At 73.0% G+C, this 26,751-nt stretch carries 27 protein-coding genes and 1 pseudogene; 14 read left to right on the forward strand and 14 right to left on the reverse strand.

Annotated features, from left to right (window positions below; translation table 11 throughout):
- Positions 1-184 precede the first annotated feature (184 nt).
- A complete protein-coding gene (locus ACIP37_RS20800) occupies positions 185-763 on the reverse strand; it encodes a hypothetical protein (RefSeq protein ID WP_400810726.1) in 579 nt (192 codons plus the stop codon).
- A gap of 45 nt (positions 764-808) precedes the next feature.
- Positions 809-1,807 (reverse strand): annotated as a pseudogene (locus ACIP37_RS20805) (IS630 family transposase).
- Positions 1,808-2,066: 259 nt separating this feature from the next.
- On the opposite strand from ACIP37_RS20805, the gene ACIP37_RS20810 reads away from it, so the two are divergent.
- A complete protein-coding gene (locus ACIP37_RS20810) occupies positions 2,067-2,354 on the forward strand; it encodes a hypothetical protein (RefSeq protein WP_400810727.1) in 288 nt (95 codons plus the stop codon).
- A 54-nt stretch (positions 2,355-2,408) separates the two neighbouring features.
- Here ACIP37_RS20810 and ACIP37_RS20815 read toward each other — a convergent pair whose 3' ends face one another.
- Complete coding sequence (locus ACIP37_RS20815) at positions 2,409-2,570, reverse strand: hypothetical protein (RefSeq protein ID WP_363583978.1); 162 nt, start codon at positions 2,568-2,570, stop codon at positions 2,409-2,411.
- Entirely contained in the window at positions 2,560-3,021 is a 462-nt protein-coding gene (locus ACIP37_RS20820) for an ATP-binding protein (RefSeq protein ID WP_363583979.1), read from the reverse strand. Before ACIP37_RS20820 ends, ACIP37_RS20815 begins: the two co-directional genes overlap by 11 nt.
- Before the next feature lie 113 nt (positions 3,022-3,134).
- Here ACIP37_RS20820 and ACIP37_RS20825 point away from each other — a divergent pair, with 113 nt between their 5' ends.
- From ACIP37_RS20825 to ACIP37_RS20835, 3 genes are read left to right on the forward strand one after another with little or no spacing between them, the layout of a single operon-like run.
- Entirely contained in the window at positions 3,135-4,022 is an 888-nt protein-coding gene (locus ACIP37_RS20825) for a Scr1 family TA system antitoxin-like transcriptional regulator (protein ID WP_400334493.1), read from the forward strand.
- The gene (locus tag ACIP37_RS20830; RefSeq protein WP_400810729.1) at positions 4,019-4,207 is read left to right on the forward strand and encodes a DUF397 domain-containing protein; all 189 of its coding nucleotides are present in this window, start codon (positions 4,019-4,021) and stop codon (positions 4,205-4,207) included. Before ACIP37_RS20825 ends, ACIP37_RS20830 begins: the two co-directional genes overlap by 4 nt.
- Positions 4,208-4,239: 32 nt before the next feature.
- Positions 4,240-4,443 carry a DUF397 domain-containing protein gene (locus ACIP37_RS20835; protein ID WP_400810731.1) on the forward strand — a complete coding sequence of 68 codons (204 nt, stop codon included), beginning with the start codon at positions 4,240-4,242 and terminating at the stop codon, positions 4,441-4,443.
- 151 nt (positions 4,444-4,594) lie between these two features.
- On the opposite strand, the gene ACIP37_RS20840 is transcribed toward ACIP37_RS20835, so the two are convergent.
- Positions 4,595-5,782, reverse strand: a complete 1,188-nt coding sequence (locus ACIP37_RS20840) for an alpha/beta hydrolase family protein (protein ID WP_400810732.1) — start codon at positions 5,780-5,782, stop codon at positions 4,595-4,597.
- Positions 5,783-5,992: 210 nt separating this feature from the next.
- Here ACIP37_RS20840 and ACIP37_RS20845 point away from each other — a divergent pair, with 210 nt between their 5' ends.
- Positions 5,993-6,796 carry a class I SAM-dependent methyltransferase gene (locus ACIP37_RS20845; protein WP_400810734.1) on the forward strand — a complete coding sequence of 268 codons (804 nt, stop codon included), beginning with the start codon at positions 5,993-5,995 and terminating at the stop codon, positions 6,794-6,796.
- Here ACIP37_RS20845 and ACIP37_RS20850 read toward each other — a convergent pair.
- The 3 genes from ACIP37_RS20850 to def form a co-directional block, all read right to left on the reverse strand.
- Entirely contained in the window at positions 6,793-9,273 is a 2,481-nt protein-coding gene (locus tag ACIP37_RS20850; protein WP_400844229.1) for an SAM-dependent methyltransferase, read from the reverse strand. The genes ACIP37_RS20845 and ACIP37_RS20850 overlap by 4 nt on opposite strands.
- A 28-nt stretch (positions 9,274-9,301) precedes the next feature.
- Positions 9,302-9,550 carry a hypothetical protein gene (locus ACIP37_RS20855; protein ID WP_363583994.1) on the reverse strand — a complete coding sequence of 83 codons (249 nt, stop codon included), beginning with the start codon at positions 9,548-9,550 and terminating at the stop codon, positions 9,302-9,304.
- Between the two features lie 144 nt (positions 9,551-9,694).
- Positions 9,695-10,300, reverse strand: coding sequence for a peptide deformylase (gene def, locus ACIP37_RS20860; protein WP_400844232.1), 606 nt, complete (start codon positions 10,298-10,300; stop codon positions 9,695-9,697).
- 83 nt (positions 10,301-10,383) lie between these two features.
- Here def and ACIP37_RS20865 point away from each other — a divergent pair, with 83 nt between their 5' ends.
- Positions 10,384-10,953: a winged helix-turn-helix domain-containing protein gene (locus ACIP37_RS20865; protein ID WP_400844235.1), complete on the forward strand. Its 570-nt coding sequence runs from the start codon at positions 10,384-10,386 to the stop codon at positions 10,951-10,953.
- 174 nt (positions 10,954-11,127) lie between these two features.
- On the opposite strand, the gene ACIP37_RS20870 is transcribed toward ACIP37_RS20865, so the two are convergent.
- Positions 11,128-11,370: a hypothetical protein gene (locus ACIP37_RS20870; RefSeq protein WP_363584000.1), complete on the reverse strand. Its 243-nt coding sequence runs from the start codon at positions 11,368-11,370 to the stop codon at positions 11,128-11,130.
- A 220-nt stretch (positions 11,371-11,590) separates the two neighbouring features.
- On the opposite strand from ACIP37_RS20870, the gene ACIP37_RS20875 reads away from it, so the two are divergent.
- Complete coding sequence (locus ACIP37_RS20875) at positions 11,591-12,382, forward strand: AAC(3) family N-acetyltransferase (RefSeq protein ID WP_363630208.1); 792 nt, start codon at positions 11,591-11,593, stop codon at positions 12,380-12,382.
- Positions 12,383-12,400: 18 nt separating this feature from the next.
- Here ACIP37_RS20875 and ACIP37_RS20880 read toward each other — a convergent pair whose 3' ends face one another.
- Positions 12,401-13,207: a nucleotidyltransferase domain-containing protein gene (locus tag ACIP37_RS20880; protein ID WP_363630209.1), complete on the reverse strand. Its 807-nt coding sequence runs from the start codon at positions 13,205-13,207 to the stop codon at positions 12,401-12,403.
- Positions 13,208-13,489: 282 nt separating this feature from the next.
- Here ACIP37_RS20880 and ACIP37_RS20885 point away from each other — a divergent pair, with 282 nt between their 5' ends.
- Positions 13,490-14,425, forward strand: coding sequence for an LLM class flavin-dependent oxidoreductase (locus ACIP37_RS20885; protein ID WP_363630211.1), 936 nt, complete (start codon positions 13,490-13,492; stop codon positions 14,423-14,425).
- Positions 14,426-14,463: 38 nt separating this feature from the next.
- On the opposite strand, the gene hemC is transcribed toward ACIP37_RS20885, so the two are convergent.
- The 3 genes from hemC to ACIP37_RS20900 form a co-directional block, all read right to left on the reverse strand.
- The gene (gene hemC, locus ACIP37_RS20890) at positions 14,464-15,399 is read right to left on the reverse strand and encodes a hydroxymethylbilane synthase (RefSeq protein WP_363584007.1); all 936 of its coding nucleotides are present in this window, start codon (positions 15,397-15,399) and stop codon (positions 14,464-14,466) included.
- A gap of 147 nt (positions 15,400-15,546) precedes the next feature.
- On the reverse strand, positions 15,547-17,856 hold the full coding sequence (locus tag ACIP37_RS20895) for an ABC transporter permease (protein ID WP_400844239.1): 2,310 nt from the start codon (positions 17,854-17,856) through the stop codon (positions 15,547-15,549).
- Positions 17,853-18,578, reverse strand: coding sequence for an ABC transporter ATP-binding protein (locus ACIP37_RS20900; protein WP_363630214.1), 726 nt, complete (start codon positions 18,576-18,578; stop codon positions 17,853-17,855). The genes ACIP37_RS20895 and ACIP37_RS20900 overlap by 4 nt, the downstream gene beginning before the upstream one ends.
- A 138-nt stretch (positions 18,579-18,716) precedes the next feature.
- On the opposite strand from ACIP37_RS20900, the gene ACIP37_RS20905 reads away from it, so the two are divergent.
- The 6 genes from ACIP37_RS20905 to ACIP37_RS20930 all read left to right on the forward strand — a co-directional run bounded on the left by ACIP37_RS20905 (position 18,717) and on the right by ACIP37_RS20930 (position 24,072).
- On the forward strand, positions 18,717-19,568 hold the full coding sequence (locus tag ACIP37_RS20905; protein WP_363584013.1) for a histidine kinase: 852 nt from the start codon (positions 18,717-18,719) through the stop codon (positions 19,566-19,568).
- Positions 19,565-20,299: a response regulator gene (locus ACIP37_RS20910; protein ID WP_400844244.1), complete on the forward strand. Its 735-nt coding sequence runs from the start codon at positions 19,565-19,567 to the stop codon at positions 20,297-20,299. Before ACIP37_RS20905 ends, ACIP37_RS20910 begins: the two co-directional genes overlap by 4 nt.
- A 126-nt stretch (positions 20,300-20,425) precedes the next feature.
- The gene (locus ACIP37_RS20915; RefSeq protein WP_400844247.1) at positions 20,426-21,673 is read left to right on the forward strand and encodes a cytochrome P450; all 1,248 of its coding nucleotides are present in this window, start codon (positions 20,426-20,428) and stop codon (positions 21,671-21,673) included.
- Between the two features lie 126 nt (positions 21,674-21,799).
- Complete coding sequence (locus ACIP37_RS20920; protein ID WP_363584019.1) at positions 21,800-22,957, forward strand: type III polyketide synthase; 1,158 nt, start codon at positions 21,800-21,802, stop codon at positions 22,955-22,957.
- Entirely contained in the window at positions 22,954-23,538 is a 585-nt protein-coding gene (locus tag ACIP37_RS20925; protein WP_363584021.1) for an NUDIX hydrolase, read from the forward strand. The genes ACIP37_RS20920 and ACIP37_RS20925 overlap by 4 nt, the downstream gene beginning before the upstream one ends.
- Positions 23,539-23,649: 111 nt before the next feature.
- Entirely contained in the window at positions 23,650-24,072 is a 423-nt protein-coding gene (locus ACIP37_RS20930) for an SHOCT domain-containing protein (protein WP_079135502.1), read from the forward strand.
- Positions 24,073-24,223: 151 nt separating this feature from the next.
- Here ACIP37_RS20930 and ACIP37_RS20935 read toward each other — a convergent pair whose 3' ends face one another.
- The gene (locus tag ACIP37_RS20935) at positions 24,224-26,713 is read right to left on the reverse strand and encodes a Tex family protein (RefSeq protein WP_363584023.1); all 2,490 of its coding nucleotides are present in this window, start codon (positions 26,711-26,713) and stop codon (positions 24,224-24,226) included.
- Positions 26,714-26,751 lie beyond the last annotated feature (38 nt).

The following is a 26,751-nucleotide window of genomic DNA, read 5'->3' on the forward strand; positions in this document are numbered from 1 at the left end:
CCTGGACCAAGACCGCCGACGAGATCCTCAAGTCCCTCGCCGACTACCTCGCCAAGATCAACCCAGTCGTCCAGGCATCACGGTAATTACTACCCCCATGATTTGTGGCGCATCACACTAGTGCTGCGACCGGGATGGTTCGCCGCGTTTGGGGCGTCCCTCCGTCTGCCCGCGGTAGGTCTGATCACTCGGCCACCGCCGCCTGCCATGTCCATGAGCTGCGGCGGGGATGGCCGTCCAGGTCGCCCCGGCCGGTGCACCAGAGGAGGACATGAGCCGGGTCACCGGGTGGGGCATCAGGGAAGAGCCGGTGGAGCACTGCCGCACAGAGCGGCGCCGGGGGCAGCCACGGCACGCCCAGCCCCTGCGTGATGTCGTGGGTGTGCAGGAGAACCTCGGCGACACCCATTGCCGCGAAACCTGACGGGTCGCAGGGACCCCAGTGCCAGGCCCGGACCTCCGGGCTGGCGGTGGCCAGTGCACTGCCGAGTAGCCCTGCGCAGGCGGTGACCACCTGGAGCACCTCGCGCGGGGAGCTGTCCGAGCGGACGGAGAGATCGAAGGGCAGGTAGGCGTCCGTAGGGCGTGCGGCGATCTGCCCGGCGTAGGCCAGCAGGTCATGGGCGATGTGGGCGGCCGTCGTCCAGCAGCTCCATTCCAGCGGACCTGCTGGTACCGACCAGTCCTCCGCGTCGTGCGGGCCGAGTACCCGCACCATCTCGGTCACGGCCTCGTTGACGTCTCGGTTGTCGATGTAGCGCATCAGGCGATGCTATGGCTGCGGTCAGGAGGGTTCATCCGTCCAGGGTCATGCTGCCGCGCTTGCGAGGGGGCGTCCGCCCCAGCGGAGTCCCTTCTCGCTGCGGATGCGGGCGCGTTCACGGCGTTGGGCGGCCAGGACGTCGGGGTGGCGGGCGTTGGCGTTCCGCCAACGGAGGTATCGGTGCAGTTCACGGGTCTGGGCGGTGTGGTTGGGGTGGTTGGAGTTGGCGAGGGTGAACTGCCGCAGCGGTCCGAAGTGCGCCTCGATGGGGTTGGCCCAGGAGGCGCTGGTCGGGGTGAAGCACAGCTCCACCTTGTTCTTCCGGGCCCATTGGCGGATCTTGGCGCCCTTGTGGGCGGAGAGGTTGTCCATGATCACGTAGATCGGGGCGCCGTCGGGGCGGGCGGCGCGGATCGACCTGAGCGCGGCCAGGCTGTTGGCGGTGCCCTTGCGGCGGCGGTTGACGCCTCAGAGGGTGTCGTCGCCGACGGAGTAGCAGCCGTGGAAGTAGGTCACGCCGTGGGTGCGGTGGTAGGTCGCCGGGACCCGGTCCGGTCGGCCCTGCTTGGCCCAGCAGGATCCGCCGGTGGGGCGGATGCCGAGCGGCCCGAACTCGTCGAACGCGAGAACGCGGTCGGGGAAGTGCTCCAGGACGTGCTCGATCCGATCGAGTTTGGCGTCGCGGTCGGGGTCGGTGGACTCCTTCCAGGTCTTGGTTCGTTGGAAGGTGACGCCGCGTCGGGCGAGCAGGCGGCGCAGGGCCTCGCGGCCGATGCGGATCACCCGGCCGTGAACCCTACGGAGGTAGGCGGCGAGCTTGCGGATGGACCAGCGGGTGAAGGGCTGGGCGAGCTTGGTCGGGCGGGTGGTGGCCGTCTTGACGACGAAGTTCTCGTCTTCAAGACTGAGTTGGCGGGGACGGCCTCCCGCCCACTGAGGGTCCAGACAGGCCAAGCCGATCTCGTTGACGCGGTGAACGACGTCACGCACCGTGTCCTCGTCAGCCGCCACGGCGAGGAGGCCGTGACCAACACTTCGCAGCAGACCCCGGCTCTCCCCCTCGTTCGCCGAACGCCGCGCACGACCTCCCCGGTCGGCGCGGCGTTCCGCTCCACGGATCCACTGTCGCAACAGGTCCCGACTCGGCGGGAGGTCGACCGTCGACCACGCGAGGTCTCCGGAAAGAGGCGGGCTCGGTCGCTGCACGGGCTGCGCCAGGGCAACCGCTCGGCCCCGGGGGCCGTCATTTCACGGATGTCGGGGTACGACCGCCTCGCCTCAAGGACACCGGGAGCTGGTCTCGTTGCAGCGGAAGAAGCCGTACTTGCAGCCGTACTGGTGGCGACTGCTGTTCCGTGCGGACGGCACGGCGGCGTGGGAGGCGATGGACCGGGGACCGCTCGTCCCCGTCCCGAACGCCGCACTGACGAGGGCGCCCCTTGAGGTGTGGGCCGATGCCTTGCTGGAGGAGGCGCCGTACGAACTCGAAGACCTGCACGGCGATCTGCTCCTTGAGTGCTACGCGGAGCCCGCCGTCACGGACGGCACTCCGCCGGTGTACTCACGCCAGGTGCGGCTGCCCGGGAAGTGAGTCCGGGGTCGGTTCGGCGCGGGAAGTCGGTGGGGCCGACTTCCCATGCCGTATTCAGCGGACGGGGGCTGGGGTTGGGGTCGGAATCGGGTGGGGGTGGTGGACGGTCGGGTGACCGGCGGTGAGGGGGTAGATCCAGGCGAGGAGGGCGAGCAGGAGGGCGAACGGGAGGAGGGTGTAGGCGGTCGCGGCGCCCCAGGTCACGTCAGGACGCATCGAGGGCGACGGGGAGATCGAGTTCGGCCCAGACGGTCTTGGCGTTGGGGTGGCGGGGGATGGTGCCCCAGCGGTCGGCGAGGGCGTCGATGAGGGTGAGGCCGCGCCCTGACTGGGAGTTGGGGGCGAGGACGGCGGGCAGGGCGGGGAAACGGTCGCCCCGGCAGTCCGAGATCTCGATGCGCAGGGTGGTGCCCCGGCGCACGGTGGTGGTGAGGCAGAGGTGAAGCTCGAAGCCGCGCCCCGGAACGCGGCCATGGGTCGTCGCGTTGGCGGCGAGCTCCGCGACGATCAGGAGAGCCGAGTAGTACGGCTCTGTGTGGGACAAGTTCACCCCCCAGGTGGTCAGTTGACGCCTGGCGATGCGCCGGCAGATCGCGGCGCCCTTGGGGGTGGCGGCGAGGGTGATGGTGTGGCGGCGGGGACTGTCGAGGGGGATGTCGGTCGTCATGGAAAAAATCGTGACGGTGCGGACGTACGCTGACCATGCATCTGGGGGGTACGGAGAGTGCTTGTCCAGCTGCGGACAGCTTTTGTTCGTGTGACCGAATCACAAGCGGGGTGATCGCGGTGGGTGCAGCGCGGAACATCGAGTCAAGCGACGACGTTCGTACGGAACTGCCGGAGGACCTGGGAGAGGTGTCGGACTTCTTCCGCGCCATCGGGAAGCAGATCAAGCTGCTCCGGGAGCGGGCCGGGATGACGCAGAAGGAACTCGGCGAACGCGTCGGCTACGGGGAGCACCTGATCGGCGCGGTGGAGCGCGGAAAGCGCACCCCGCAGCCGGAGTTCCTGGTGGCGGCGGACAAAGTCCTCAACGCCGGCGGCCTGTTGGCCATCACGAAGGACGACGTGATGCGGGCGCGGGCCAAGGCGCGGCTGCGACACCCGGCCTGGTTCCGTGGGTACGCAACCCTGGAGGTCGACTCAATCGAGTCCCATGACTTCGCCACGCTCGACATCCCCGGGTTGCTCCAGACCGAGGAGCACGCCCGAGCTGTCTACGCAATGAGGCAGCCCCCCTTGTCAGAGGAGGTGATCGAGATGCGGGTCGCCGCGCGAATGGCGCGCCAGGAGGTACTGACCCGGTGGCCCCGGGGGATGTTCAGCTGGGTGATCGACGAGAGCGTACTACGCAGACCCCTGGGAGGGTGGGACGTGCATGCAGCCCAGCTCCGCCGGCTCCTGGAGGTCGGGCGGACCCGCGGCATGGTCATCCAGGTGCTGCCCCTGGACAGAGCTGAGCACGCCGGAATGGGCGGGCCGTTCATTCTGATCGCACCAAAGGGTCGGCCTCAGCACGCCTACATCGAGGTACAGACGAGCAGTAGGCTGATCGCCGACCCGGAGGAAGTCCGGATCATGAACGCGCGCTACAACATCCTCAGGGCGCAGGCCCTTGGTCCCGAGGAGTCCCTGGCCTTGATCGAGAAGATCCTGGGAGAACGATGAGCACCGAGCTGGCATGGTTCAAGAGCAGCTACAGCGGCAACGAGGGTGGCGCTTGCGTCGAGGTGGCAGAGACCCCCGGTGTCGTCCACGTGCGTGACTCGAAGGACAAGAGCGGCCCGCAGCTGGCGTTCGAGCCGGCCACGTGGCAGACGTTCGTGGCGTTCGCCGCGACCGCCGAGGTCTGAGCACTGTCCCGACGGCCCACCGCTAGGCAGCGGTGGGCCGTCGGCGTACCGCCAGAAGGCATGGAACTCGTCTGGTTCAAGACAAGAGCAGCCACAACGCCGCCTGCGTCGAGATCGCCGAGACGACCGCCGCCGTCCACGTCCGTGACTCCAAGGACAAGGACGGCCCCCAGCTCACCTTCTCCCCCGCCGCCTGGCAAGCCTTCGTCGACTTCGCCCCGACCGCCGCCACCTGAAGGCCCGAGGCTGCCGTCTCCATCCGGGTCTGGAGGCCGAAGTCCTTCACGCAGCGGACGGTGACGAGCGGCGGGCATCCGGCATGACCGTCGCCTCGATGCGGGCGGGCCGCCTCCGTGGCGCCGGGGCCCTTTCTTCCGTCCGTGCCGGTCAGGGGCTGGTGAAGGTCACCTCGGGGAAGTCCCGGCTGGGGCCGTTGAGCAACGGCTCGCAGGTTCCCCTGAGTTGGCGTTCGAAGAAGGCGCCGACATAGCTGGTGGTGATCGCGATCGACCGGGGGGCGTTCGGGATGGGCAGCACGCCGCTCTCGTTGACCAGGTAGTCCAGGTCGGTGAAGGTGTAGTGGTCGGCGCCGGCGACGGTGAGCCAGCGCTTCCATCCGTCCAGGTTCGGCCAACTGCTCTTCCAGGACGGCACGATGTCCGGGCCGCTCGGGTCCGCGGCCGCGATCAGCAGGACCGGGCGGCCGTCGATGCCGGTCGCGGGAACCGGTGGGGTGATGGCGCCGTCGAGGTCGACACCGGCCAGCACGCGTCGGTCCGCGCCCATGGCGGCCAGGGTCGCATCGCCGCCGACGGAGTGTCCGGCCATGCCGATCCTCGCCGGATCGATGAGCGTGGAGTACCGCCACACCGGGCGCGGACCGGTGAGCTCGGTGAGCAGGAAGGACACGTCCCGGGCGCGGCCTGCGGCGATCTGTTCCTGGGTGGCGGCGCCGGAGTTGTACTCGTCGCACGCCGTACAGGGCAGGATGCCGTCCGGAAAGCGGGTGGCCGCCGATTCGTGGGCGTGGTCGACGGTCGCCACCACGAATCCCCGGCTGCTCAGTTCCTCGGCCAGCGCGGTGAGGGTGTAGCGGGGCACCGTGAAACCGGGGGACAGCACGACGAGCGGGTAGCGGCCCCGCGCCGGTGCCGCGTCGGCCCGGGCCCAGGTACGGGTGTCGGCGAGGCGAGCCGGTTCGAGGGCCCCCGACAGACCGGCATAGGTGATCAGCGCCGACGCTTCGGCGGTGCTCATGTACGCGGCAGGCGTGCCGCTGTTGGTGCGGGCAGGGTAGTAGAGGTCGACCATCAACTGTCGCGGTCCCGACTGCGGTGCCCACGGATCGGCGCGCCGATCGTCGACGAGGTGCAGGGTGTCACGACCGACCGCGTACGACCCGGTCGGCCTCGGCAACGACAACGCACTCGTCGTCCGGGCCGTCGGCGCACTGGACGCCGCCAGCGGTGTCGCGGCGGGTGCCGCGACAGCTGGGGCCGACACGCTCAGGGGGATGATCGCCATGGCGGTGGCACAGCTGACCGCGTATCTGGTTGCCCGCCGGATTGTCTTCATGGCGGCGATTCTTTCCACTCGCGCGGGGGTGCAGCATCCGGGTGGCCCCCCGACAAGTCCCCGATTTCGGCGTCGACATTCCCTACGGGCCATCATGACGGCGTCGGAGGGCTCGAATTGTCGACGTCGATCCGATCGCCGATGCGTGGGCGGTGGCAGCCCGGGGTGAAGGAGGTGGCCGGCCGGCAGCGGCGCGGCTAGCGTGACCGCATGGATCGAGATCAACGCTCACTCCACGCCTCGTCGTTCGGCGCGGCGGCGATCGCGTACGCCGAGCACCGCCCGGACTACGCGCAGGACGCGGCGCGTTGGGCGCTCGAACCCGCTCCCGGCCCGCGCGTGCTCGACCTCGGCGCCGGAACCGGCAAGCTGACCGGCGTGCTGGCCGCGCTGGGTGCCGAGGTCATCGCGGTCGAGCCCGACCCGGCGATGCTGGCCGAGTTGCGCCGTTCGCTGCCGGAGGTCCGTGCCCTGTCGGGGAGCGCGGAGGCGATTCCGCTGCCGGACGCTTCCGTCGACGCCGTGGTCGCCGGCAACGCCATGCACTGGTTCGACATGGCCGCCGCAGGGCCCGAGATCGCCCGGGTCCTCGCCCCCGGTGGCGTCCTGGCCGGCCTGTGGAACGTGCTGGACGACCAGGTCGCCTGGGTCGACGGGCTCGCGCAGATCAGCGGGGGCGAGACCATCGGCCCGCGTGACACGCCCGCCGGGTGGCGCGCCGAGACGACCGGCATGCACCTTCCGAAGACCGGCGCGGCCGCCCGGTTCGGCTCGCCGGAACAGGAGGAGTTCCCGCACGGGCAGCTCCGCACCGCCGACTCCCTCGTCGCGACCCTCGCGACCCGCGCGGGCATGCTCGTCATGCCCGAACAGGAGCGGGAGGCCAGGCTCGGCCGGATCCGCGCGTTCCTCGCGGACAGGCCGGAGACCGCCCACGGCGAGTTCGCCCTCCCGATGCTGACCGCCGTGCTGCGCGTCCGGCGGCTGACTCCCGCCCCGGATCCGCGAGCTTAGAGACCCGCCTCCCAGAGCGCGCGCCGCACCGTGTGCAGGGCGGTGGCGGACTGTTCCCAGCCGTGCCACCAGAACAGGCCGCCGCCGTGGCTCGCCTCGGCGGCCAGCGCCGTCAGGTGTGCCCACGGCCCGGCCGGGAGGCCGAACTGCGGTCGGGCGGCCAGGCGTTCGGCCTCCCCGGCGGCGACCGGCACCATGCCGACCACCGGCAGCGGTAGGCCGTCGAGCGCGCGGCCGGTGCCGGTGCCGGTGTCGGTGCCGGTGTCGGTGTCGGTGTCGGTGCCGGTGTCGGTGTCGGTGAGGATCGGGCCGCCAGGAGCGCGGCCGGTGCCGGTGAGCATCGGGTGCAGGGTGATCGGGTCGAGCAGCAGGGTCAGTTCGGCGGACGGCAGCGGTGCGGGGCCGTCGCGCCAGGTGAGGCGCTTGCCGGTGAACTCCGCGTGGCGGATCGGCTGTTCGTCGAGGGCGACGCCGTCCTCGGCCACCCGCAGCTGCGCGCCGCGGCCACCCGGCAGCTGCACCCGGTAGCAGCCGTACAGATACGGCGGCACGGCCGGTGCCGCCACGGCCTGGGCGTAGGGGACGGCGACGCCGTCCACCTCGAAGCCCGCCGGGCCGACCACGACGGCGGCCGCCGTGGGCACGCCGTCGACCGTGACGCGGACCCGCAGCGTCGGGCCGTCCCCGCCCGGGCCGACGGAGACGACCAGTTCGCGCCCGGCCTCGTCCGCCGCCCGATAGTCGCCGACCAGGTCGGCGAGCGGAGGCACGTCCGGCAGGACGTACTCGGCGAGCTGCACCGAGAACTCCGCCGCCGCCACCCGCCCGGCGGGCCACACCGCGCCGACCAGCCGGCGCCGCCCGTCCCGGCCGACCTCGGTGCGCAGTTCGCCGCCGCAGTCGTTGCCGTCCTCGACCCGCCAGCGCAGCACGCCGTGGGCGTAGCGCGGGCCGGTGATCCGCCGCCCGTTGACGTGGATCCGGTGCCGGGGCGGGTCGGTGGCGCGGCCCAGGACGTAGACGTCGAGGTCGCCGTCCGGCGTGCCGTAGAGGCCCGTCCACGGGTACAGAGCCTCGGCGAGGACAGTGTCCAGGTCCCGCCGAATGTTGCTCCCATCGACTCCAAGACCACCCCCGGGCCCGCCGTCGCGCACCGACCGGAGCAGCGCGCGCGCCTCCGACTTGCGGGTGAGCAGGGCACGCAGCCGCCGCGCCGCCTCCGGGGTCGGCCGCCGGTAGCGGCCCTTGGCGGCGGCCTGCATGGCCGCGTCCTCGCGGCGGGCCAGCAGGGCGCGTTCGGCGTCGGCGAGATCCGGCGGCGCCCAGGACGCCACCGCCGCCTCGGGCTCCCGGACGAAGCGTTCGCGCAGGGCGCCGTCCTCCCCCAGGGCGAGGACGAAGCGGGCGGCGGGCGTGTCCTCCTGCCAGTGGTAGCCGCCGGGGACGTGGAAGTCCGTGAAGCCGTCGAGGGCGGCGAGTTCGCGCGGCCCGTAGTCGTCGACCGTCCGGACCGGGCCGGTGGGCGGCCGCACGGTCTGGCCGGGCCGGATCAGGCCCAGCCGTTCGAGCATCCGCGGATCGGCCGGGGCGGCGACGGCCGGCGGGAGGTACCAGGTGGAGGCGCTGGTGACGGTCCGCTGCACGGCCCGGTCCCGGAGCCCGGCGACGGTGTGCCGGTCGGTGACGGGGGCGGTGCCCCGGTAGCGGGCGCCGATGTAGTTGACCACGGCGTGGTCCGGGCCGTAGACCTCCTCCAGCCGGTCGACCAGGACGGGCAGCCGGTGGTTGAAGAACCCGGTCCGCTGGTAGCCGAGTTCGCCGACCAGCCCGACCTGCCAGAGCACCAGGTGCAGGCCCGGGTCGATCCGCCGGCCGCGGATCAGCAGGTCCGAGGCCTCGAAGGTCTGCATGCCGGGGCTGCTCGGGTCCACGCCGAGGTCGGCGCACAGGACGTCCAGCGCGCTGATCCCCGGCCGCATCACGGCCGCGTGGCCCTCGCGGCGGGCGATCCGGACGGCGCGGTGGCTGGAGAGGACGAACACGCCCGGGTGGCCGTAGAAGACCGCCGCCACCCGCCGTCCGGCCCGGACGAAGTGCAGGATCGCCTCGGACATCTGCACGTACGTCAGATAGCGGTCCTTGGCGTCGTCGTAGAGGACGCCGAGGTCGTAGGAGTCGGGCCGCCAGGCCTTGATCCGCACCACCGTCACCGGGTCGGCGACGCAGTGGAAGACGTGGTCCGCCTCGCGCAGCAGCCGCTCGTCGGCGCGGGTGAACCCGGCCGCCTCGATGCCGGAGCCGAGCACGGTCAACTCGCCCTTGGGCGTGGCTGGTTCGGCGCGCCCGCCGTCCAGCTCGGGGCGGTCCGGCCCGGGGGCGGCGGCGATGGCCCGGGCCAGCTCCGCCCAGCGGTCCTCGTGCTCGCGGCGGGTCGGGAAGCGGTCGAAGGGGCGGCCGTACGGGCGGTTCGGGTCCATCGGGCGGCGTCAGTCGGTGTCGGCGGCGTCAGGCGATATCGACGGCGAAGTCCATCTGGACGACCTGCGGTGGGGGATCCATCAGGCCCGGGGCGTCCACCTCGAAGTCCATCTGGGTGATCTGCGGCGCGGGCTCCGTCAGGATCGGGCTGTCCAGGTCGAAGTCCGTCCGGCCGACCTGGCGGAAGGGCCGGTCCTCGGCGGTGTCGGGGCCCAGCGTGAGATCGGCGTCCACGTCGATGTCGACGACGTCGAAGGCCAGGCTGCTTGCGGTCACGGTAGGCACTCGACAGTCACTCGTCCCCTCGGAGCCACGGGCGTTGGCGACTTCATGCTACTGAACACCAGTTCGCGCCGACAGCCCTCACGGGCGCCTCCGGTGCGCCAGCCGGCCGAGGCCCTGGTCGGGCGCGGTCAGCGGTCAGCGGGCCGACGAGCGCGCCGCCCCGGCCGCGCGCTGGGCCCGCTGAGCCCGCTGAGCGAAGACGTCCTCCCGGCGGTCGGCGGTCTGGCGCAGGACCCGCTTACGGTCCCGGCCGGACAGCCGGTCGATGTACAGCTGCCCGTTCAGGTGATCGGTCTCGTGCTGGAGGCAGCGGGCGAAGTAGCCGGTCCCCTCGATGGTGACGGCGGCGCCGTACTGGTCGAAGCCGTGCACCACCACCTCGGCCGGGCGGGCGAGTTCGGTGCCGGCGCCGGGGACGGAGAGGCAGCCTTCGGTGTCCTCGATCAGCCGGCGGCCGGGCTCGCGGGGCTCGACGACCGGGTTGAGCACGTGGCCGACGTGCCGGACGCCCTGGTCGTCGCGGCAGTCGTAGACGAAGAGGCTGAGGTCCACGTCCACCTGGTTGGCCGCGAGCCCGCAGCCGTCGGCGACCTGCATGGTGGCGAACATGTCCTCGATGAGGCGGGCCAGCCGTTCGCTGCCGTAGTCCTCCCCGGTCGCCGGGCGGCAGGTGCGGCGGAGGATGTCCTCCCCCACCTCGGTGATCCGCAGGACGGTCGGGCGTTCACGCGGTTCGGACATCGGCGCTCCCTCGTCGACACCGTCGACACGACGGCGAGGATGACGGCTTGTCATCGACTTTGCAAAGTAGCAGACTTTGCAAAGTGACCGAAGATGCCAGAGGCGCCGAAGACACCGAAGACCTCACCGCGCCCGCCACCGGCGCCCTCCCCCAGCACCCCGTACGCACCGCGCTCCTCGGCCTCCTCGCCGAGAAGGCCGCCCTCACCTCCACCGAGGCCGCCGCCGCCACCGGGTACAGCTCCGGCCTGTGCTCCTTCCACCTCCGGCAGCTGGCCCGCCACGGCCTCATCGAGGAGGCTCCCGCCACCGACGGCCGCGCCCGCCCCTGGCGGCTCCCGCAGCAGCCCCACGAGCCCCACCATCCCTCCGCAGCCGAAGAGTTCGGGGACCTCGCGCGCGGCCTGGAGGACGAGAGCTACCAGCGTTGGCTCGCCCGCCGCGACACGGCCCCGGCCGACTGGCGGCAGGACGAGGCGTTCAGCACCGTCCTCTACCTGACCCCCGCCGAACTGGCCGCCGTCGGCGAGGCCGTCCGCCAGGTGCTGGCCCGCTACCGCGACCGCGAGGCCGACCCGGCCGGCCGCCCTGACGGTGCCCGCCCGGTCGCCGCCGTGGCCCGCCTCTTCCCGCTCCTCCCGGACGAGCACTGACGAGCACTGACGAGCGCTCACAAGCGCTGACGAGCACCGACGAGCAGGGCCACCTACAGACGGAGCAGGAAGTCGGCCGGACCGACTTCCTGCTCCGCGACCGTCGACTATCACGGGGAGTTCAAGGCCAGGCCGCCCGGCCGGCGGCCTGCCGCTCCCGCGCGCCTACCCGGCTCAGGCCCAGATGGAGAGGCGGGCCGTGTTCGGGGCGACATCACAGAAGTAGCTGACCGCCTCGCCCCGGGCCACGTAGGCCCGGCCCGCGGCGTCGCACGCGGCGCCGCTCGGGTACATGCCGACATAGACGTATCCGGTCGTCACGCTCGTGGATGCCTGAGCAGCCGGGGCGGCCATCAGCCCGCCCGCAGCCAGCAGTCCAGCAAGGGCCATGGTGGAAACCGCTTTGCGCATTGCCATGCCGGTGCCTTCTTCCCTCCAAGAGGAGCGCCGGAGTCCGCCCCCCGGCGCTTCGCGGTGATCCTCCTCCACTCCCGAACCCAAAGCAATGGTCAAGACCAAATGGTCGAGACCAATTTGGCAGTGCGTCAGCGGCGGCGTCCGGGCGGCGCCCGGGCGGCGTCCGGGCGAGGGAAAAACCCGCTGGCGCACCGGCCCCACCGGCCTGCAAGCTGGCCCGATGCGCGTCAACGGCCCCCTCTGCACCCGCCAGTCCCTCGCCGCCGAGCTGCGTGCCGCCGGGGTCGAACCCGGCGGCACGCTGCTCGCGCACTCCTCGCTGCGCTCCCTCGGCTGGGTCTCCGGCGGGCCGGTCACCGTCGTCCAGGCCCTGCTCGACGCCCTCGGACCGACCGGCACCCTCGTCGTCCCCACCCACACCGGGGACAACTCCGACCCCGCCGGCTGGTCCAACCCGCCGGTGCCGGAGGCCTGGTGGCCCGACATCCGGGCGTCCTGGCCCGCGTACGACCCGCAGGTGAGCCCCACCCTGGGAATGGGCGCCATCCCCGAGACCGTCCGGACCTGGCCCGGCGCCCGGCGCAGCGCCCACCCGCAGACCTCCTTCGCCGCCCTCGGCCCGGGCGCGGCCGAGACCACCGACGGACACGCCCTCGACTGCCTGCTCGGCGAGTCCAGCCCGCTCGCCCGGCTGGAGGACCGCGACGCCCAGGTCCTGCTGCTGGGCGTCGACTTCGGCTCCTGCACCTGCTTCCACCTCGCCGAATACCGCGTCCCGGGCCCGAGCGAGGACATCTCCTTCGCCGCCCTCACCCCCGAAGGCCGCCAACGGCTCACCGTCCGCGACCGGGCCATCTGCGCCGACGACTTCGCCGAACTCGGCACCGCCTTCGAGGCCGACCGCCCGAAGGCCGTCCGCCACGCCACGGTCGGCGCCGCCACCACCCGCCTCTTCCGCCTCCGCGACGCCGTCGCCTACGCGCAGCACTGGCTGCCCGAGCACCGGGCGTAGGACAGGACGTGTCCGATTTCAGGTCCGGGGCGTCTTCTCCCCGTGGACGGCGGTGTACTCGGCCGCCAACCACGGCCCGAGGTCCTCGGTGAGCACCTTGAGGACGGTCGGGTCCGCCGTCGGCGTACGGGCCACGGTCGCCGCCAGACGCATCTGCTCGGCGCGCTCCGGGTAGTAACGGGCGAACGCCCCGGCGGACTCGGTGAGATCGCTGGTCCAACCACCCCACCGCGGCATCACCAGGGTGAAGCCCGTCCGCACGATCCGGCGGGCGACAGCGCGGCTGAGCGCCCGGCGCTCGGCGGGCGTACCGGCCGAGCCCGCCCGCTCGCGCCAGCGCGGGAGGGCAAGGGCGAGATCACCGTTGGTCTCGCGGGCGAGCGTGGAGGTGGGGCGGTAGCGGGGCAGTCCGGCGGCGAGGTCGTCACCGAGCAAAGGGGTGCACAGGCAGGCCACGAACCAGCCCAGATCGTGACGTTCGAGCTCGCTCAGCAGCGTGTCGGCGCTGAACAGGAGGATTCCGACACCGTTGACCTGCGGGAAGGAGGCATCGAGCCGGGCTTCGAGCGCACCGGCATCAGCCCGGTCGGCGGCGGAGGGCTCCTGCCTCAGCGCGAGCAGGAGATCGAGATCGGAGACCTCGGGGATCGCGGTGCCGCGCGGGATGCTGCCGTAGAGGTAGGCACTGTGCAGCCGGGGTCGGTCGAAGACCTCGGCGATCAGCGTGCGGGCGGCGACGACCACGGGTGCGAACGCCCGGGGCACCCGGCCCAATGAGCCCTCCCGTGCGATGAAGCCGTCGTCGTCCAGTCCCGCGCTCGTCATGGGGGTACTCTGCCGGTTCCCGCGCCCCCCGGGCGAGCCGATTTCGGACGCCGGGCATGGCCAATCGTCAACTCTCCGGCGATTACCGGGCATCATTCCAGGCACGGACGCGAGGGGAACGGCGTTGGACCCAGGGAACACCTCGCGCCACCGTCGCCGCACTCCGACGAGCACGCTCCCCGGAACGACGAGCCGCAGGACGGGGAGCAGGGCCGCGCACCGCGCGCGGGCCCGCGGAGGGGCGGCGCCCGTATGCGGCCTGCCCTCCGGAGGATGATCCCCATGCAGCCCGACCCTCAGACCACCTCGCAGCCCACCTCGCAGCCCGCCCCGCAAGCCGCCCCGCAAGCCGCCCCGCAGGCCGTCAAGATCGGCCTCGGTCTGCCCCTCCAGGACCCCGTCCTGCTGTTCGAGTGGGCCCGGCGGGCCGACGCCGGCCCGTTCAGCACGCTGGGCCTGGCGGACCGGGTGGTGTTCGACAACCCCGAGCCGCTGGTGACGCTGGCCGCCCTGGCCGGCGCCACGTCCCGCGTCCGCCTGCAGACCGAGGTGCTGCTCGCGCCGCACCACGTCCCCGCGCTGCTCGCCAAGCAGACCGCCACCCTGGACCTGCTCTCCGGCGGGCGGTTCACGCTCGGCCTCGGCGTCGGCGGCCGGGAGGACGACTTCCTGGCCGCCGGCATCGACCCGCGCCGCCGGGGCCGGCTCCTGGACGAGCGGATGGCGGTGCTGCGCCGCCTCTGGGCCGGTGAGTCGTTCGGCGACGGGGTCGGCCCGGTCGGGCCCGCGCCGGTGACGCCGGGCGGCCCCGAGGTGCTGTTCGGCGGCTTCGCCCCGGCCGCGCTGGACCGGGTCGGCCGGTTCGGGGACGGCTTCCTCGGCGCGGGGGTGCCGCCGGAGGCGATGGCCGGGCTGTTCCAGGACGTCGAGAAGTCCTGGCAGCGGCACGGCCGCGACGGCCGGCCCCGGCTGGTCGCCCAGGCGAACGCCGTCCTCGGCTCGGCGGAGACGGTCGAGCAGGCCCGGCGCAACATCCGTGCGTACTACGAGTCCAGCGGCCGTGCCGACCGGATGGAGGAGGGCCTGCTCACCACGCCGGAGGCGATCCGGACCGCCGTGGCCGGCTTCACGGCCATCGGCGCGGACGAGGTGATGCTGTACTGCTGGTCCCCCGAGGTGGACCAGGTGGACCGCTTCGCCGAACTGCTGTTCCGGTAGCGGTCGCAGAGCCGGAGATCAGTGCGGGATGCCGGAGATCAGTGCGGGATGCCCGCGATCAGCTCCTGTGCGCCCTGCCGCTTGAGTGCCAGCGCCGTGGAGGTGCCGAGGTCCTCGGGGCTGAGCGCGCCGGCCCACTCGTGGGCGTCCAGCACCTGCTTGCCGTCCGGGCTGAAGACCCGGCCGCGCATCGACAGCCGGCCGTCCGGTTCGGCCTTGGCGTAGCCTGCGATCGGGCTGTTGCAGTGGCCCTGGAGGACGTGCAGGAACATCCGCTCGGCCGCCGCCTCGCGCCAGGTGTCGCGGTGGCCGAGCGCGGCGACCGCGTCGACGGTGACGACGTCGTCCTCGCGGCACTGCAGGACGAGGATGCCGGCGCCGATCGGCGGGCACATCGCGTCGAGGTCCAGGATCTCGGTGATCCGCGCCTGCTCGCCGATCCGCTCCAGCCCGGAGACGGCGAGCAGCAGCGCGTCGGCCTCCCCGGCGGCCAGCTTGGCCAGCCGGCTGTTGGCGTTGCCGCGGATCGGCACGCACACCAGGTGCGGGTGGGAGGCGGCGAGTTGGGCGACCCGGCGAACGGAGGAGGTGCCGATCCGGGTGCCGGGCGGCAGTTCGGCGAGGGTCAGGCCGCCGGGGTGGACGAGGGCGTCGCGGATGTCGTCGCGGCGCAGGTAGGCGGCGAAGACGGTGCCGGCGGGCAGCGGGCGGTCGGCGGGCACGTCCTTGAGGCAGTGCACGGCGACGTCGGCCTCCCCGGCGAGCAGCGCGGCGTCGACCTCCTTGGTGAACGCACCCTTGCCGCCGAGCCGGGCGAGGTCGCCCATCCAGCGGTCGCCGGAGGTGGTGACCGGCACCACCTCGGTGCGCAGGCCCGGGTACAGGGCGGCGAGTTCGGCGCGGACCCGCTCGACCTGGGCGAGCGCCATGGGCGAGGAGCGGGAGACGATGCGGATCAGCTCAGCGGTGGCCATGGCGCGATGATAGGCGCTCGACCGCCGGGCCTTGACCCGGCGTCAGCCATGCGGCCGAAGGCCCGCCGGGCAGCGCACGGCCGGCCGGGCGACGAACCGCCCGGCCGGCCGTGCGCTGCCCGCGGGCCGGCCGCGCGACGCCCCCGCTCACTCGTTGTGCAGCACCTCGGCGATCGGCAGCCGGGCCGCCGAGCGGGCCGGGACGAGGGCGCCGAGGACGGCGATCGCGACGCCCGCCAGTGCGAGCCCGGCGAGCAACGGGGCGCCCCAGACGTCGATCATGTGCTCCGGGAAGGCCAGGATCCGGACGTTCTCGGCGATCAGCCGGTGCACCACGATCCCGACCGGGATGCCGATGACGCCGCTGAGCGCGCCCTGCCAGGCCACCGAGGTGACCGTCATCGCGACGACCTGGCGGGGCGTCATGCCGATGGACTTCAGCATGCCGATGTCCCGGCGGCGCTCGCGGATGGTGAGCAGCAGGGTGTTGAAGACGCCGAGCGAGGCGACCACCGACAACAGGACGGTGAAGACCGTGCTGAAGGTCTGGATCGCGACGACGGGCCCCACCGAACTCGCGGTGACCACCGAGGGCGTCAGGCTCGGGTCGGCGTCCGTGACCGCCTTCCGGTAGGCCGCGGTGTCGGCGCCGTCGGCGAGCCGCACGTCGTACTCGACCGTGTGCGGGTCGGGGGTGAGCTCGGCCCGGGTGGCGTCGTTGGAGGTGATCGCGTTCGCGTTGCCCTGGATCTCCTCGCCGACGATGGTGACGGCCAGCTGTCGGCCCTCCAGGGTCAGGGTGATCCGGTCGCCGAGCTTGAGCCCGCGCTGGTCGAGGAAGGCCGGCCCGGCCTGGACCTCGTCCGGCCCGGTCGCCGGGCGGCCCTTGACCACCCGCAGCCACCTGGTGGCCGCGATGTCGTCGCCGCCGTAGAAGTCCATGAAGACGGGCTGGGTGTGGCCGACCACGCCCACCCGGACCAGCCCCCGGGTGACGACCTGCGCGGCTCCGGGGGTGGCGCGCAGCATCGCCTCGGTCTGGGCCGGGGTCAGCCGCGGCTCGGTCGGGTTGCTCTGGAAGTGGCCGGTCTGCACGTTGACGTGGGTCTTGTCGTCGGCCGGGGCCATGCTCCTGGCCAGGGTGCTGCTCAGGCCGGTGGTGACCGTCACGGTGACCACGCCGAGCACGATCGCCGCCATGGTCAGCGCCGTCCGGCCCGGGCGGGCGAAGGGCTGGCCGAGGCCGAGGCTGACGGCGCGCGGCAGCCGGGTGCCGCTCAGCCGGCGCTGGACCTTCAGCCCGCGCCCGGTGCGCGGCGCGCTGCCGGCCGATATCGCCTGGGCGGCGGAGAGCCGGTGGGCGCGCGAGGCCGGGACGAACGCGGCGGCGACGACCAGCAGCGGGACGCCGACCAGGGTGGCGGCGGGCAGCCAGCCGGCCGGCTCGATCACGGCGGTGCCGGTCGAGATGCCGCTGAAGGCGGTCTTGAGGATCGGGTATGCCCCCGCCCAGCCGGCCGCCGTCCCGAGGACCGTGCCGACGACCGCGGGCACCGAGACCATGGTCAGGTAGACCGTGACCACCTGGCGCGGGGTGAAGCCGATCGACTTCAGCACGCCGATGTGCCGGTAGCCGGAGACCACCGCGCCGCTCACCACGTTGCCGACGATCAGCGCGGCGACGACCAGGCCGAGCACGCCGAAGACCGTCATCAGCGGGAGGTAGGCGTCGGCGCCGGCGGAGAAGGCCTGCTTGAGCACCAGGTACGACTGCGCGCTGGCGAGCGCGTCCTCGGGCAGGCCCTCGGTGGCCGCGCCGAGGGAGGCGGTCAGCTGCTGCTCGGTGTCCGCGTCGGCGAAGCGGTAGAGCATCTGGCGGCCGGTGGGGTGCAGGGCGGCCGCCTGCTCGGGGACGACCCAGCCGCCGGCGGACTGGCTCATGCTGCCGGCGAAGCCGACGATGGTGAGCTTCAGCCCGGTGGCGGTGGTGAGCGAGGTGCCGAGGAACGTCGTCGCGGCGCCGCCGCCCGGTTGCTGGATGACCACCTCGCCGGGCGCCGTGGCCCAGCGGCCGCCGAGCAGCCGCACCCGGTCCACCGGCCCGGCCGGATCGGCCCGGCCGACCAGGGTCAGCGGGCCCGGCGGGCGACCGACCCAGTCGGTGGGGATCTCCACCACGGCTTGGTCGAACGGCCCGGCGGCGGCCTCCACGCCCGGCCGGTGGGCGGTGGCGGCCAGTTGCTCCGCCGAGGCCCTGTCCGGGTCGAAGGCCGCGACGACGTGGGCGCCGCGCTCGGCGGCGAAGGCGTCGTCGAAGGGCGCCCGGGCGGCGCTGATCACCGCGAGGGCGAGCAGCACGGTCGTGGTGGAGCAGAAGACGACCAGGCCGATCACGAAGGTCTGCACCCGGCGGCGCTTCACGGCCGCCCGGGACGCCCGCCACACGGCGCCGGTCATGCGGACGCCTCCAGGGCCCGCTCGCGCGCCACCTTGCCGTCCGCGACCTCGACCAGGCGGCTGGCGCAGCGGGTGGCCAGGTCGGGGTCGTGGGTGACGATCAGCAGGGTCTGGCCGATCTGGTTGAGGTCGATCAGCAGGTCCATCACCTGCTCGCCGGAGCGGCTGTCCAGTGCGCCGGTCGGCTCGTCCGCGAGCAGCAGCGCCGGGCGGTTCATCAGGGCCCGGGCCACCGCGACCCGCTGGCGCTCGCCGCCGCTGAGTGCGGCCGGGTAGGTGTCCTTGCGGTGCGCGACGCCGAGTTCGTCCAGCAGTTCCAGGGCGCGGCGGCGCGCCTGGCGGGCCGTGGTGCCGGTCAGCTGGGCGGCCAGGGCGACGTTGTCGAGGGCGGGCAGGTCGTCGATCAGGTTGAAGAACTGGAAGATCATGCCGATGTGGCGGCGGCGGAACAGGGCCAGCCCGGTCTCGTTCAGCCGCCCGAGGTCCTGGCCGTGCACCCGGACGGTGCCGGAGGTCGGCCGGTCCAGCCCGGCGACCATGTTCAGCAGGGTGGACTTGCCGCACCCGGAGGGGCCCATCACGGCGACCGCCTCGCCCGCCCGGATCCGCAGGTCGACGCCGTCGAGCGCCTTGGCGTCGCCGAACTCCTTGTGGACCCCGGACAGCTCGACGACGGTCTGCGCGTCGTCCGGCGGGGTGGTCCCGTCGTGGTCGTTGCTCATGGTGGACGACGGTAGGCGCGGGCCCCCGGGCCCGGCGTCCCACCCGGGGTGTAGCCGGGGCGGCCGTAGTACCCGGGATGTACGCGGGCGGCACCCCCGGATGATGTCGATCATGGCCTGGACTGGGAAACTGGCGGCGTGTGGGGAACGGGGACGAACTGGGCCGCCGTAGCGGTGGCGAGTGCGGCGGTGGCGGGTACGGCGGTCGCGGCGGCCGGCTGGCTGGGCGTCGCGCTCGCCCGGGCGCGGCGGCTGCACCGGGCGGCCATCGGCGAGCGCGGCTGGCTGCTGGAACGGGAGCGGGAGAGCGCCGCCCGTACCGCCGTGGAAGCCGAACGGGCGCGCATCGCGGCCGAGTTGCACGACATCGTCAGCCACAACGTGAGTCTGATGGTGGTCCAGGCCGGGGCCGCGCGCGAGGTGATCGCCACCATGCCCGGGGAGGCGGCGGCGGCGATGGGCGCCGTCGAGGCCGCCGGGCGCGACGCGATGACCGAGCTGCGGCACCTGCTCGGACTGCTCGCCCCGGCCGCCGACGGCACCGGGGAGGAGGCGGACGGTTTCGCGCCGCAGCCCAGCCTGAGCCGCCTCGGGCCGCTGATCGACCGGTTCGCCTTCGCCGGGCTGCCGGTGGAGGTGCGGATCTCGGGCGAGCCGAGACCGCTGCCCGGCGGCGTCGACGTGACGGCGTACCGGATCATCCAGGAGGCGCTGACCAACGCGCTCAAACACGGGGACGGGGTGACGGCCGAGGTGACGGTGCGCTACGCGGACCACTACCTGCGGGTGGAAGTGCTCAACAGCGGGCCGAGCGTGCTGGTGGGCGCCCACGCCGCGCCCGCGCAGCCCGCCCGGCCGGCCGACGGCGCCGGGCGCGGGCTGCTCGGCCTGCGCGAGCGCGTCGCCGTGTACGGCGGCGACCTCGACGCCCGGCGCCGGCTCGGCGGCGGCTACCGGGTCCGCGCCCGCATCCCGCTGGACCGGCCGTGACCGGGGCCGAGGTGCAGCGGGGGCCGGAGCAGCAGCCGGAGCGGGAGCGCCGCCCCCGGGTGGTGATCGCCGACGACCAGGAGCTCGTCCGCACCGGCTTCCGGATGATCCTCACCGCGCGCGGCATCGACGTGGTCGCCGAGGCCGCCGACGGCGCCGAGGCGGTGGCGGCCGCCGTCGCGCACCGGCCGGACGTCGCGCTGCTGGACATCCGGATGCCCGGCATGGACGGCCTGGAGGCCGCCCGCCGGATCCTCGCCCGGGCGCCCGGCTGCCGGGTGATCATGCTGACCACCTTCGACCTCGACCACTACGTCTACGCCGCCCTCGCCGCCGGGGCCAGCGGCTTCCTGCTGAAGGACGTCACCTCCGCCCATCTCGCCGCCGCCGTGCGCCTGGTGGACACCGGGGACGCCCTGCTCGCCCCCTCGATCACCCGGCGGCTGGTCGAACGCTTCGCGGCCGGCGCCCCGCGTCCCGCCCCCGGCACCGACGGCCCGCCGCTGCACCGAAACCTCGCCCCGCTCACCCCGCGCGAGGCGGAGGTGCTGGCGCTGCTCGGACGCGGGCTGTCCAACACCGAGTTGGCGGCCGAACTGACGCTCAGCGAGTCGACGGTGAAGACGCACGTCGCCCGGATCTTCGCCAAGCTCGACCTGCGCGACCGGGCCCAGGCGGTCGTCCTCGCGTACGAGACCGGGTTGGTCTCGCCGGGAGGAGGTTCCGGTTGACGTCCAGTCAACTCCCTTGATTCGCATGACAATCAGCTATCTAACTCGTTAGAGCTAACTCCCGGTCTGATTCACATTTTTGCCAGTTCATGGGGGAACATCTCTCTGTCCGCGCCCGAACGAGAAATGACCGTTCGGGCGGCATTTCCAAGACATTTGGACAGGCCCGTGACTACCTCCGCCCCCGTGTGGGACTGCCCCTTCAACCACACCGACGGCCTGGAGTTCGACCCGCTCCTCAAGCGGCTGCTCACCGAGGCCCCGATCGCCAGGATCCGACTGCCGCACGGCGAGGGCGAGGCCTGGCTGGCCACCCGCTACGAGGACGTCCGGATCGTCACCACCGACCGGCGGTTCAGCCGCGCCGCCGGCATCGGGCGCGACCTGCCCCGGATGACGCCCGCCCCGATCGCCCAGGCCGAGGCGATCAACCTGATGGACCCGCCGGCCCACAACCGGCTGCGCCGCCTCGTCGCCCAGGGCTTCACCAACCGCCAGGTCGAGCGGATGCGCCCGGCCACCCAGCGGATCGTCGACGGCTACCTCGACGAGATGGCCGAACACGGCTCCCCCGCCGACCTGGTGCACTTCCTCTCTAGCCGGCTCCCGCTCACCACCATCTGCGAGCTGCTGGACATCCCCGAGCAGGACCGCGCCGAACTGCGCGGCCACGCCGTCGCCATGATGACGATGGGCCCCGGCAGCCGGGCCGGCCAGGAAGCCGCCAAGGCCGCGCTGCGCGGCTACTTCACCGAGCTGACCGCCGCCCGCCGCGCCCACCCCGGCGAGGACCTGATCAGCTCCCTCGCCACCGCCCGCGACGGCGACGAACTGCTGGACGACCAGGAGCTGGCCGTCATGGCGATGGTCCTGCTGGTCACCGGCCACGACACCAGCACCTACCAGCTCAGCAACATCACCTACACCCTGCTCACCCACCCCGAACAGCTCGCCAAGCTGCGCGCCCAGCCCGAACTGCTGCCGCGCGGGCTGGAGGAGCTGCTGCGCTTCATCCCGTTCCGCCAGGGCGTCGGCATCGCCCGGGTCGCCACCGAGGACGTCGAGCTGGGCGGCGTGCTGATCCGGGCCGGCGAGGCCGTCCACGTCTCCTACCTCACCGCCAACCGCGACCCGGCGATGTACGAGCGCCCCGACGAACTCGACCTCGACCGCGGCGCCCCCACCCACATGGCCTTCGGCCACGGCCAGCACCACTGCCTCGGCGCGCACCTGGCCCGGATGGAGCTCCAGGTCGCCATCGGCACCCTGCTGCGGCGATTCCCCGGCCTGCGGCTCGCCGTCCCGCCGTCCGAACTCGACTGGCACACCGGGTCGATCTGGCGCTACCCCCGCACCCTGCCGCTCGCCTGGTGACCTCCTCCCCGCGCCGCCGCCTCCGCCACGGAGCACCGCACGGCGCCCGTCCGACGCATCCGTAGGCCGCCTGCCCGGGCCGCTCGCCAGCCCGCCCGGCCAGGCCACCCAGGGGAGACCCGCACCATGGCAACACTCTGCCGCCCTGCCGTCGCCGTACCCGAGAACGTCATCACCCTCGACCAGACCCTCGACCTGGCCCGCAGCCTGCACGCCGGCCACCCGCAACTCGGCCTCGCCCTGCGGCTGATCGAGAACACCGGGGTGCGGACCAGGCACCTGGTCCAGCCGATCGAGCAGACCCTCACCCACCCGGGCTTCACCGCCCGCAACGCGGTCTACGAGCGGGAGGCCAAGCTCCGCGTCCCCGAGGTGGTCGAACGGGCGCTGGGGCACGCCGAGTTGGGCGCCCGGGACATCGACCTGATCATCTATGTGTCCTGCACCGGCTTCATGATGCCGTCGCTGACCGCCTGGCTGATCAACGCCCTGGGCTTCCGCTCCGACACCCGCCAGATGCCGATCGCCCAGCTCGGCTGCGCGGCCGGCGGCGCCGCCGTCAACCGCGCGCACGACTTCTGCCGCGCCTACCCGGGCGCCAACGTGCTGATCGTGTCCTGCGAGTTCTGCTCGCTCTGCTACCAGCCGACCGACCTCGGCGTCGGCTCGCTGCTCTCCAACGGCCTGTTCGGGGACGCCGTCGCCGCCGTGGTGATGCGCGGACACGGCGGCACCGGCGTGCACGTCGAGCGCAACGGCTCGCACCTCGTCCCGGACACCGAGAACTGGATCTCCTACGGGGTCAAGGACACCGGGTTCCACTTCCAGCTGGACAAGCGGGTGCCCGGCACCATGGAGATGCTCGCCCCGGCGCTGCGCGGCCTGGCCGTCGAACACGGCTGGGACGTCTCCGGGTTGGGCTTCTACATCGTGCACGCCGGCGGCCCGCGCATCCTCGACGACCTCTGCCACTTCCTCAACCTGGAGCCGGCCACCTTCCGGTACAGCCGCGCGACGCTGACCGAGCGCGGCAACATCGCCAGCGCCGTCGTCTTCGACGCGCTCGCCCGGCTGTTCGCCGACGGCGGCGTGGCCGACGGCACCACCGGCCTGATCGCCGGTTTCGGGCCGGGCATCACCGCCGAGATCTCGCTGGGGAGTTGGGTCGGCGAGCCGGTCGAGGCCGCCCGCCGCCGGCCGCGGGCCATCTCCACCTCGGACATCACACTCGTCCATCCGAGCGCCCCCCGGCGTTTCCCGGCCGGCACTACGATCACCGAATGACTGACACCACGCACCAGGCGGACACCGACGACAGATCCGCCGAACTCGCCACCCTCTTCCCCGCGTTGCACGCCCCGCAGTACTGGACCTGGGGCCGGTACGACGCGCTGTTCTCCACCGTGCTGCCGCCGGACGAGCTGGTGACCAACATCCACCTGGTGGGCTTCGCGGACGACAAGGTGGTCCTCTGCCGGGACGACCGGGACCACTGGTTCCTGCCCGGCGGCACCCGGGAGCAGGACGAGAGCATCGCCACCTGCCTGGCGCGCGAGCTGCGCGAGGAGGCCGGCGCCCGGCTGCTCGGCGAGCCGGACTGGCTCGGCGCGCACCGCTGCCGCACCGAGGACCCGACGCCGTACCGGCCGTGGCAGCCGCACCCGGAGAAGGCGTGGCTGTGGGGCTGGGCGGAGGTCGCGGTGGACTCGACGCCGACCAACCCGGCGGACGGCGAGCAGGTGGTCGAGGTGCGGGCAGTGTCGGCGGACGAGGCGCAGCGGCTGCTGCTGGCCGGGCACGACGCCTGGTGGGGCGAGCTGATCGGGCTGGCCGTGGAGCTGCGGCGGCGGGCCGGGCGGGGCTGATCCCCCGCCCCTCCGAGCCCCCGCTCCGAGATATTCCCGCGGGGCCGGAAAGCCACTGGAACGGCCGAACAGCAGAGAGCATTGTCCGTTTTGCGATGATATGACTCGGCCATGGACACCAACATGCTGGCCGTGGACTACCCGGTGCTCAACATCTTCTGGACGATGCTGGAGCTGTTCCTCTGGATCCTCTGGTTCTTCCTGCTGTTCAAGATCATCACGGACATCTTCCGCAGCCACGACCTGGGCGGCTGGGCCAAGGCCGGCTGGCTGCTCCTGGTGATCGTGCTGCCGCTGATCGGTGTGCTGGCCTACGTGATCGCCCGCGGGAAGTCGATGAGCGAGCGGGACGCCGCCCAGGTCCGGCAGAGCGAGGCCGCCGTCAAGGCCTACATCCGGGAGGCGGCCGGAACCGGCACACCCGGGGGCGGCGGCAGCCACGTCGACGACCTGGCGAGACTGGCGGACCTGAAGGAGAAGGGCGCCATCTCCGAGGAGGAGTACCAGAAGGCCAAGGACAAGCTCCTGGCCTGACCCGGCCCAGCCCAGCCCGACCCGCACGGCGGCCGGGGCCGGCGGACGCGCAGACGTCCCCCGGCCCCGGCCGCGGCGATAAGCCGCTCAGCACCTCAGTACCTCAACCGCTCAGCCGCTCAGCCGCTCAGCCGCTCAGCGCCTCAACCGCTCAGCGCCGCCCGGAGCGGCGGTCACCCGAGGCGTCGCCGCCGGTCAGGCCCGCCCGGCGCAGCGCGTCCGCCATCGCGCTGTTCGCCAGCGGCGCGCCGCCGCCCGAACCGCCCGAACCGCCGGAGCCGCCGCCCTGGCCGCGCCGGTCCTGGCCGCCGCCCCGGCGCTCCTGGCGCGGCGGGCGGGCCTGCCGGTCGCCGCGCTCGCCGCCCCGGCCACGGTCGCCACCACGCTCGCCGCGCTCGCCCCGGTCACCGCGGTCGCCGCCCCGGTCGCGACCGACCTCGTCGTCCAGCCGCAGGGTCAGCCCGATGCGCTTGCGCGGCACGTCCACCGAGACGACCCGGACCTTCACGATGTCGCCCGGCTTGACCACCTCGCGCGGATCCTTGACGAAGGTCCTCGACAGCGCCGAGACGTGCACCAGCCCGTCCTGGTGGACGCCCACGTCGACGAAGGCGCCGAACGCGGCCACATTGGTGACCACGCCCTCCAGCACCATCCCGACCTCCAGGTCGCCGATCTTGTCGACGCCCTCCTTGAAGGTCGCGGTGCGGAACGCCGGGCGCGGGTCGCGGCCGGGCTTGTCCAGCTCGCCGAGGATGTCGGTGACGGTCGGGATGCCGAAGACCTCGTCGGCGAAGTCGCCCGGTCGCAGGGCCCGCAGCCGTTCGCCGTTGCCGATCAGCCCGCTCAGCTCCCCGCCGGTGGACGCCAGGATCCGGCGCACCACCGGGTACGCCTCGGGGTGCACGCTGGAGGCGTCCAGCGGGTCGTCGCCGTCGGGGATGCGCAGGAAGCCCGCGCACTGCTCGAAGGCCTTCGGGCCCAGCCGGGAGACGTCCTTGAGCTGCCGGCGGGTGCGGAACGGGCCGTTGGCGTCGCGGTGGGCCACGATGTTGTCGGCGAGCGTGCCGGTGATGCCGGAGACCCGGGTCAGCAGCGGCGCCGAGGCGGTGTTGACGTCCACGCCCACGGCGTTGACGCAGTCCTCGACCACCGCGTCCAGCGAGCGGGAGAGCTTCACCTCGCTCAGGTCGTGCTGGTACTGGCCGACCCCGATCGACTTCGGGTCGATCTTGACCAGTTCGGCCAGCGGGTCCTGGAGGCGGCGGGCGATCGAGACCGCGCCGCGGATCGACACGTCCAGCTCCGGCAGCTCCTGCGAGGCGAAGGCGGAGGCCGAGTAGACCGAGGCGCCCGCCTCGCTGACCATCGCCTTGGTGAGCTTCAGCTCGGGGTGGCGCTTGAGCAGGTCCTCGGCGAGCTTGTCCGTCTCCCGGGAGGCGGTGCCGTTGCCGATCGCCACCAGGTCGACGTCGTGCTTCTTCGCCAGCGCGGCCAGGGTGGCGAGCGCGGCGTCCCACTTGTTGGCGGGCTGGTGCGGGTAGATCGTGTCGTACGCGAGGACCTTGCCGGTGGCGTCCACCACCGCGACCTTCACCCCCGTCCGGAAGCCCGGGTCCAGGCCCATGGTGGCGCGGGTGCCGGCCGGCGCGGCCAGCAGCAGATCGCGCAGGTTGGCGGCGAAGACGCGCACCGCCTCCTCCTCCGCCTCGGCCCGCAGCCGCGACCGCAGGTCGATGCCGAGCCGGACCAGGACGCGGGTGCGCCAGGCCCAACGGACGGTGTCGCCCAGCCACTTGTCGGCCGGGCGGCCGTGGTCGGCGATGCCGAAGCGGGCGGCGATCCGCCGCTCGTAGTCGTTCTCGCCGGGCAGATCGCCCTCCTCACCGTCGTACGGCGAGAGGTCGAGGTCCAGCACCTCCTCCTTCTCACCGCGCAGCATCGCCAGGATGCGGTGCGAGGGGAGCTTGGTGTACGGCTCGGCGAAGTCGAAGTAGTCGGCGAACTTGGCGCCGTCCTGCTCCTTGCCGCCACGCACGGTGGCCACCAGCCGGCCCCGGGTCCACATCCGCTCGCGCAGCGAACCGACCAGGTCGGCGTCCTCGCCGAAGCGCTCCACCAGGATCGCCCGGGCGCCCTCCAGCGCGGCGGCCGGCTCGGCGACGGACTCGTTCAGGAACCGGGCGGCCAGCGCCGCCGGATCCTGCGAGGGATCGGCGAGCAGCGTCTCGGCGAGCGGCTCCAGGCCCGCCTCGCGGGCGATCTGCGCCTTGGTGCGCCGCTTCGGCTTGAACGGCAGGTAGATGTCCTCCAGCCGGGCCTTGGAATCGGCGGCCAGCACCTGCGCGCGCAGCGCGTCGTCCAGCTTGCCCTGGGCCTCGATCGACTCCAGGACGGCCGCCCGGCGCTCCTCCAGCTCGCGCAGGTAGCGCAGCCGCTCCTCCAGGGTGCGCAGCTGGGCGTCGTCCAGGGAGCCGGTGACCTCCTTGCGGTAGCGGGCCACGAAGGGCACGGTCGCGCCGCCGTCGAGCAGCTCGACGGCGGACTTCACCTGCCCGTCGCGAACGCCCAGTTCCTCGGCGATCTTGCGCTCGATCGCCTGCTGGGCCTGCCGGGCCACCTGTTCGACTGGCGTGGTCACGAAGCCGGTCACCTTCTCCTTCAGTGCTTTCGCCGTAC

Origin of the sequence: Kitasatospora sp. NPDC088861 (genome assembly GCF_044750105.1) — a bacterium.
Classification (GTDB): domain Bacteria; phylum Actinomycetota; class Actinomycetes; order Streptomycetales; family Streptomycetaceae; genus Kitasatospora.

Bases quoted from the DNA above. Each gene is read 5' to 3' on its own strand.
- ACIP37_RS20800 (WP_400810726.1), bottom strand. From the start codon at position 763: ATGCGCTACATCGACAACCGAGACGTCAACGAGGCCGTGACCGAGATG.
- ACIP37_RS20815 (WP_363583978.1), bottom strand. From the start codon at position 2,570: ATGCGTCCTGACGTGACCTGGGGCGCCGCGACCGCCTACACCCTCCTC.
- ACIP37_RS20820 (WP_363583979.1), bottom strand. From the start codon at position 3,021: ATGACGACCGACATCCCCCTCGACAGTCCCCGCCGCCACACCATCACC.
- ACIP37_RS20830 (WP_400810729.1), top strand. From the start codon at position 4,019: ATGAGCACCGAGCTGGCATGGTTCAAGAGCAGCTACAGCGGCAACGAG.
- ACIP37_RS20840 (WP_400810732.1), bottom strand. From the start codon at position 5,782: ATGAAGACAATCCGGCGGGCAACCAGATACGCGGTCAGCTGTGCCACC.
- ACIP37_RS20845 (WP_400810734.1), top strand. From the start codon at position 5,993: ATGGATCGAGATCAACGCTCACTCCACGCCTCGTCGTTCGGCGCGGCG.
- ACIP37_RS20850 (WP_400844229.1), bottom strand. From the start codon at position 9,273: ATGGACCCGAACCGCCCGTACGGCCGCCCCTTCGACCGCTTCCCGACC.
- def (WP_400844232.1), bottom strand. From the start codon at position 10,300: ATGTCCGAACCGCGTGAACGCCCGACCGTCCTGCGGATCACCGAGGTG.
- ACIP37_RS20870 (WP_363584000.1), bottom strand. From the start codon at position 11,370: ATGGCAATGCGCAAAGCGGTTTCCACCATGGCCCTTGCTGGACTGCTG.
- ACIP37_RS20875 (WP_363630208.1), top strand. From the start codon at position 11,591: ATGCGCGTCAACGGCCCCCTCTGCACCCGCCAGTCCCTCGCCGCCGAG.
- ACIP37_RS20880 (WP_363630209.1), bottom strand. From the start codon at position 13,207: ATGACGAGCGCGGGACTGGACGACGACGGCTTCATCGCACGGGAGGGC.
- ACIP37_RS20885 (WP_363630211.1), top strand. From the start codon at position 13,490: ATGCAGCCCGACCCTCAGACCACCTCGCAGCCCACCTCGCAGCCCGCC.
- hemC (WP_363584007.1), bottom strand. From the start codon at position 15,399: ATGGCCACCGCTGAGCTGATCCGCATCGTCTCCCGCTCCTCGCCCATG.
- ACIP37_RS20895 (WP_400844239.1), bottom strand. From the start codon at position 17,856: ATGACCGGCGCCGTGTGGCGGGCGTCCCGGGCGGCCGTGAAGCGCCGC.
- ACIP37_RS20900 (WP_363630214.1), bottom strand. From the start codon at position 18,578: ATGAGCAACGACCACGACGGGACCACCCCGCCGGACGACGCGCAGACC.
- ACIP37_RS20915 (WP_400844247.1), top strand. From the start codon at position 20,426: ATGACCGTTCGGGCGGCATTTCCAAGACATTTGGACAGGCCCGTGACT.
- ACIP37_RS20920 (WP_363584019.1), top strand. From the start codon at position 21,800: ATGGCAACACTCTGCCGCCCTGCCGTCGCCGTACCCGAGAACGTCATC.
- ACIP37_RS20925 (WP_363584021.1), top strand. From the start codon at position 22,954: ATGACTGACACCACGCACCAGGCGGACACCGACGACAGATCCGCCGAA.
- ACIP37_RS20930 (WP_079135502.1), top strand. From the start codon at position 23,650: ATGGACACCAACATGCTGGCCGTGGACTACCCGGTGCTCAACATCTTC.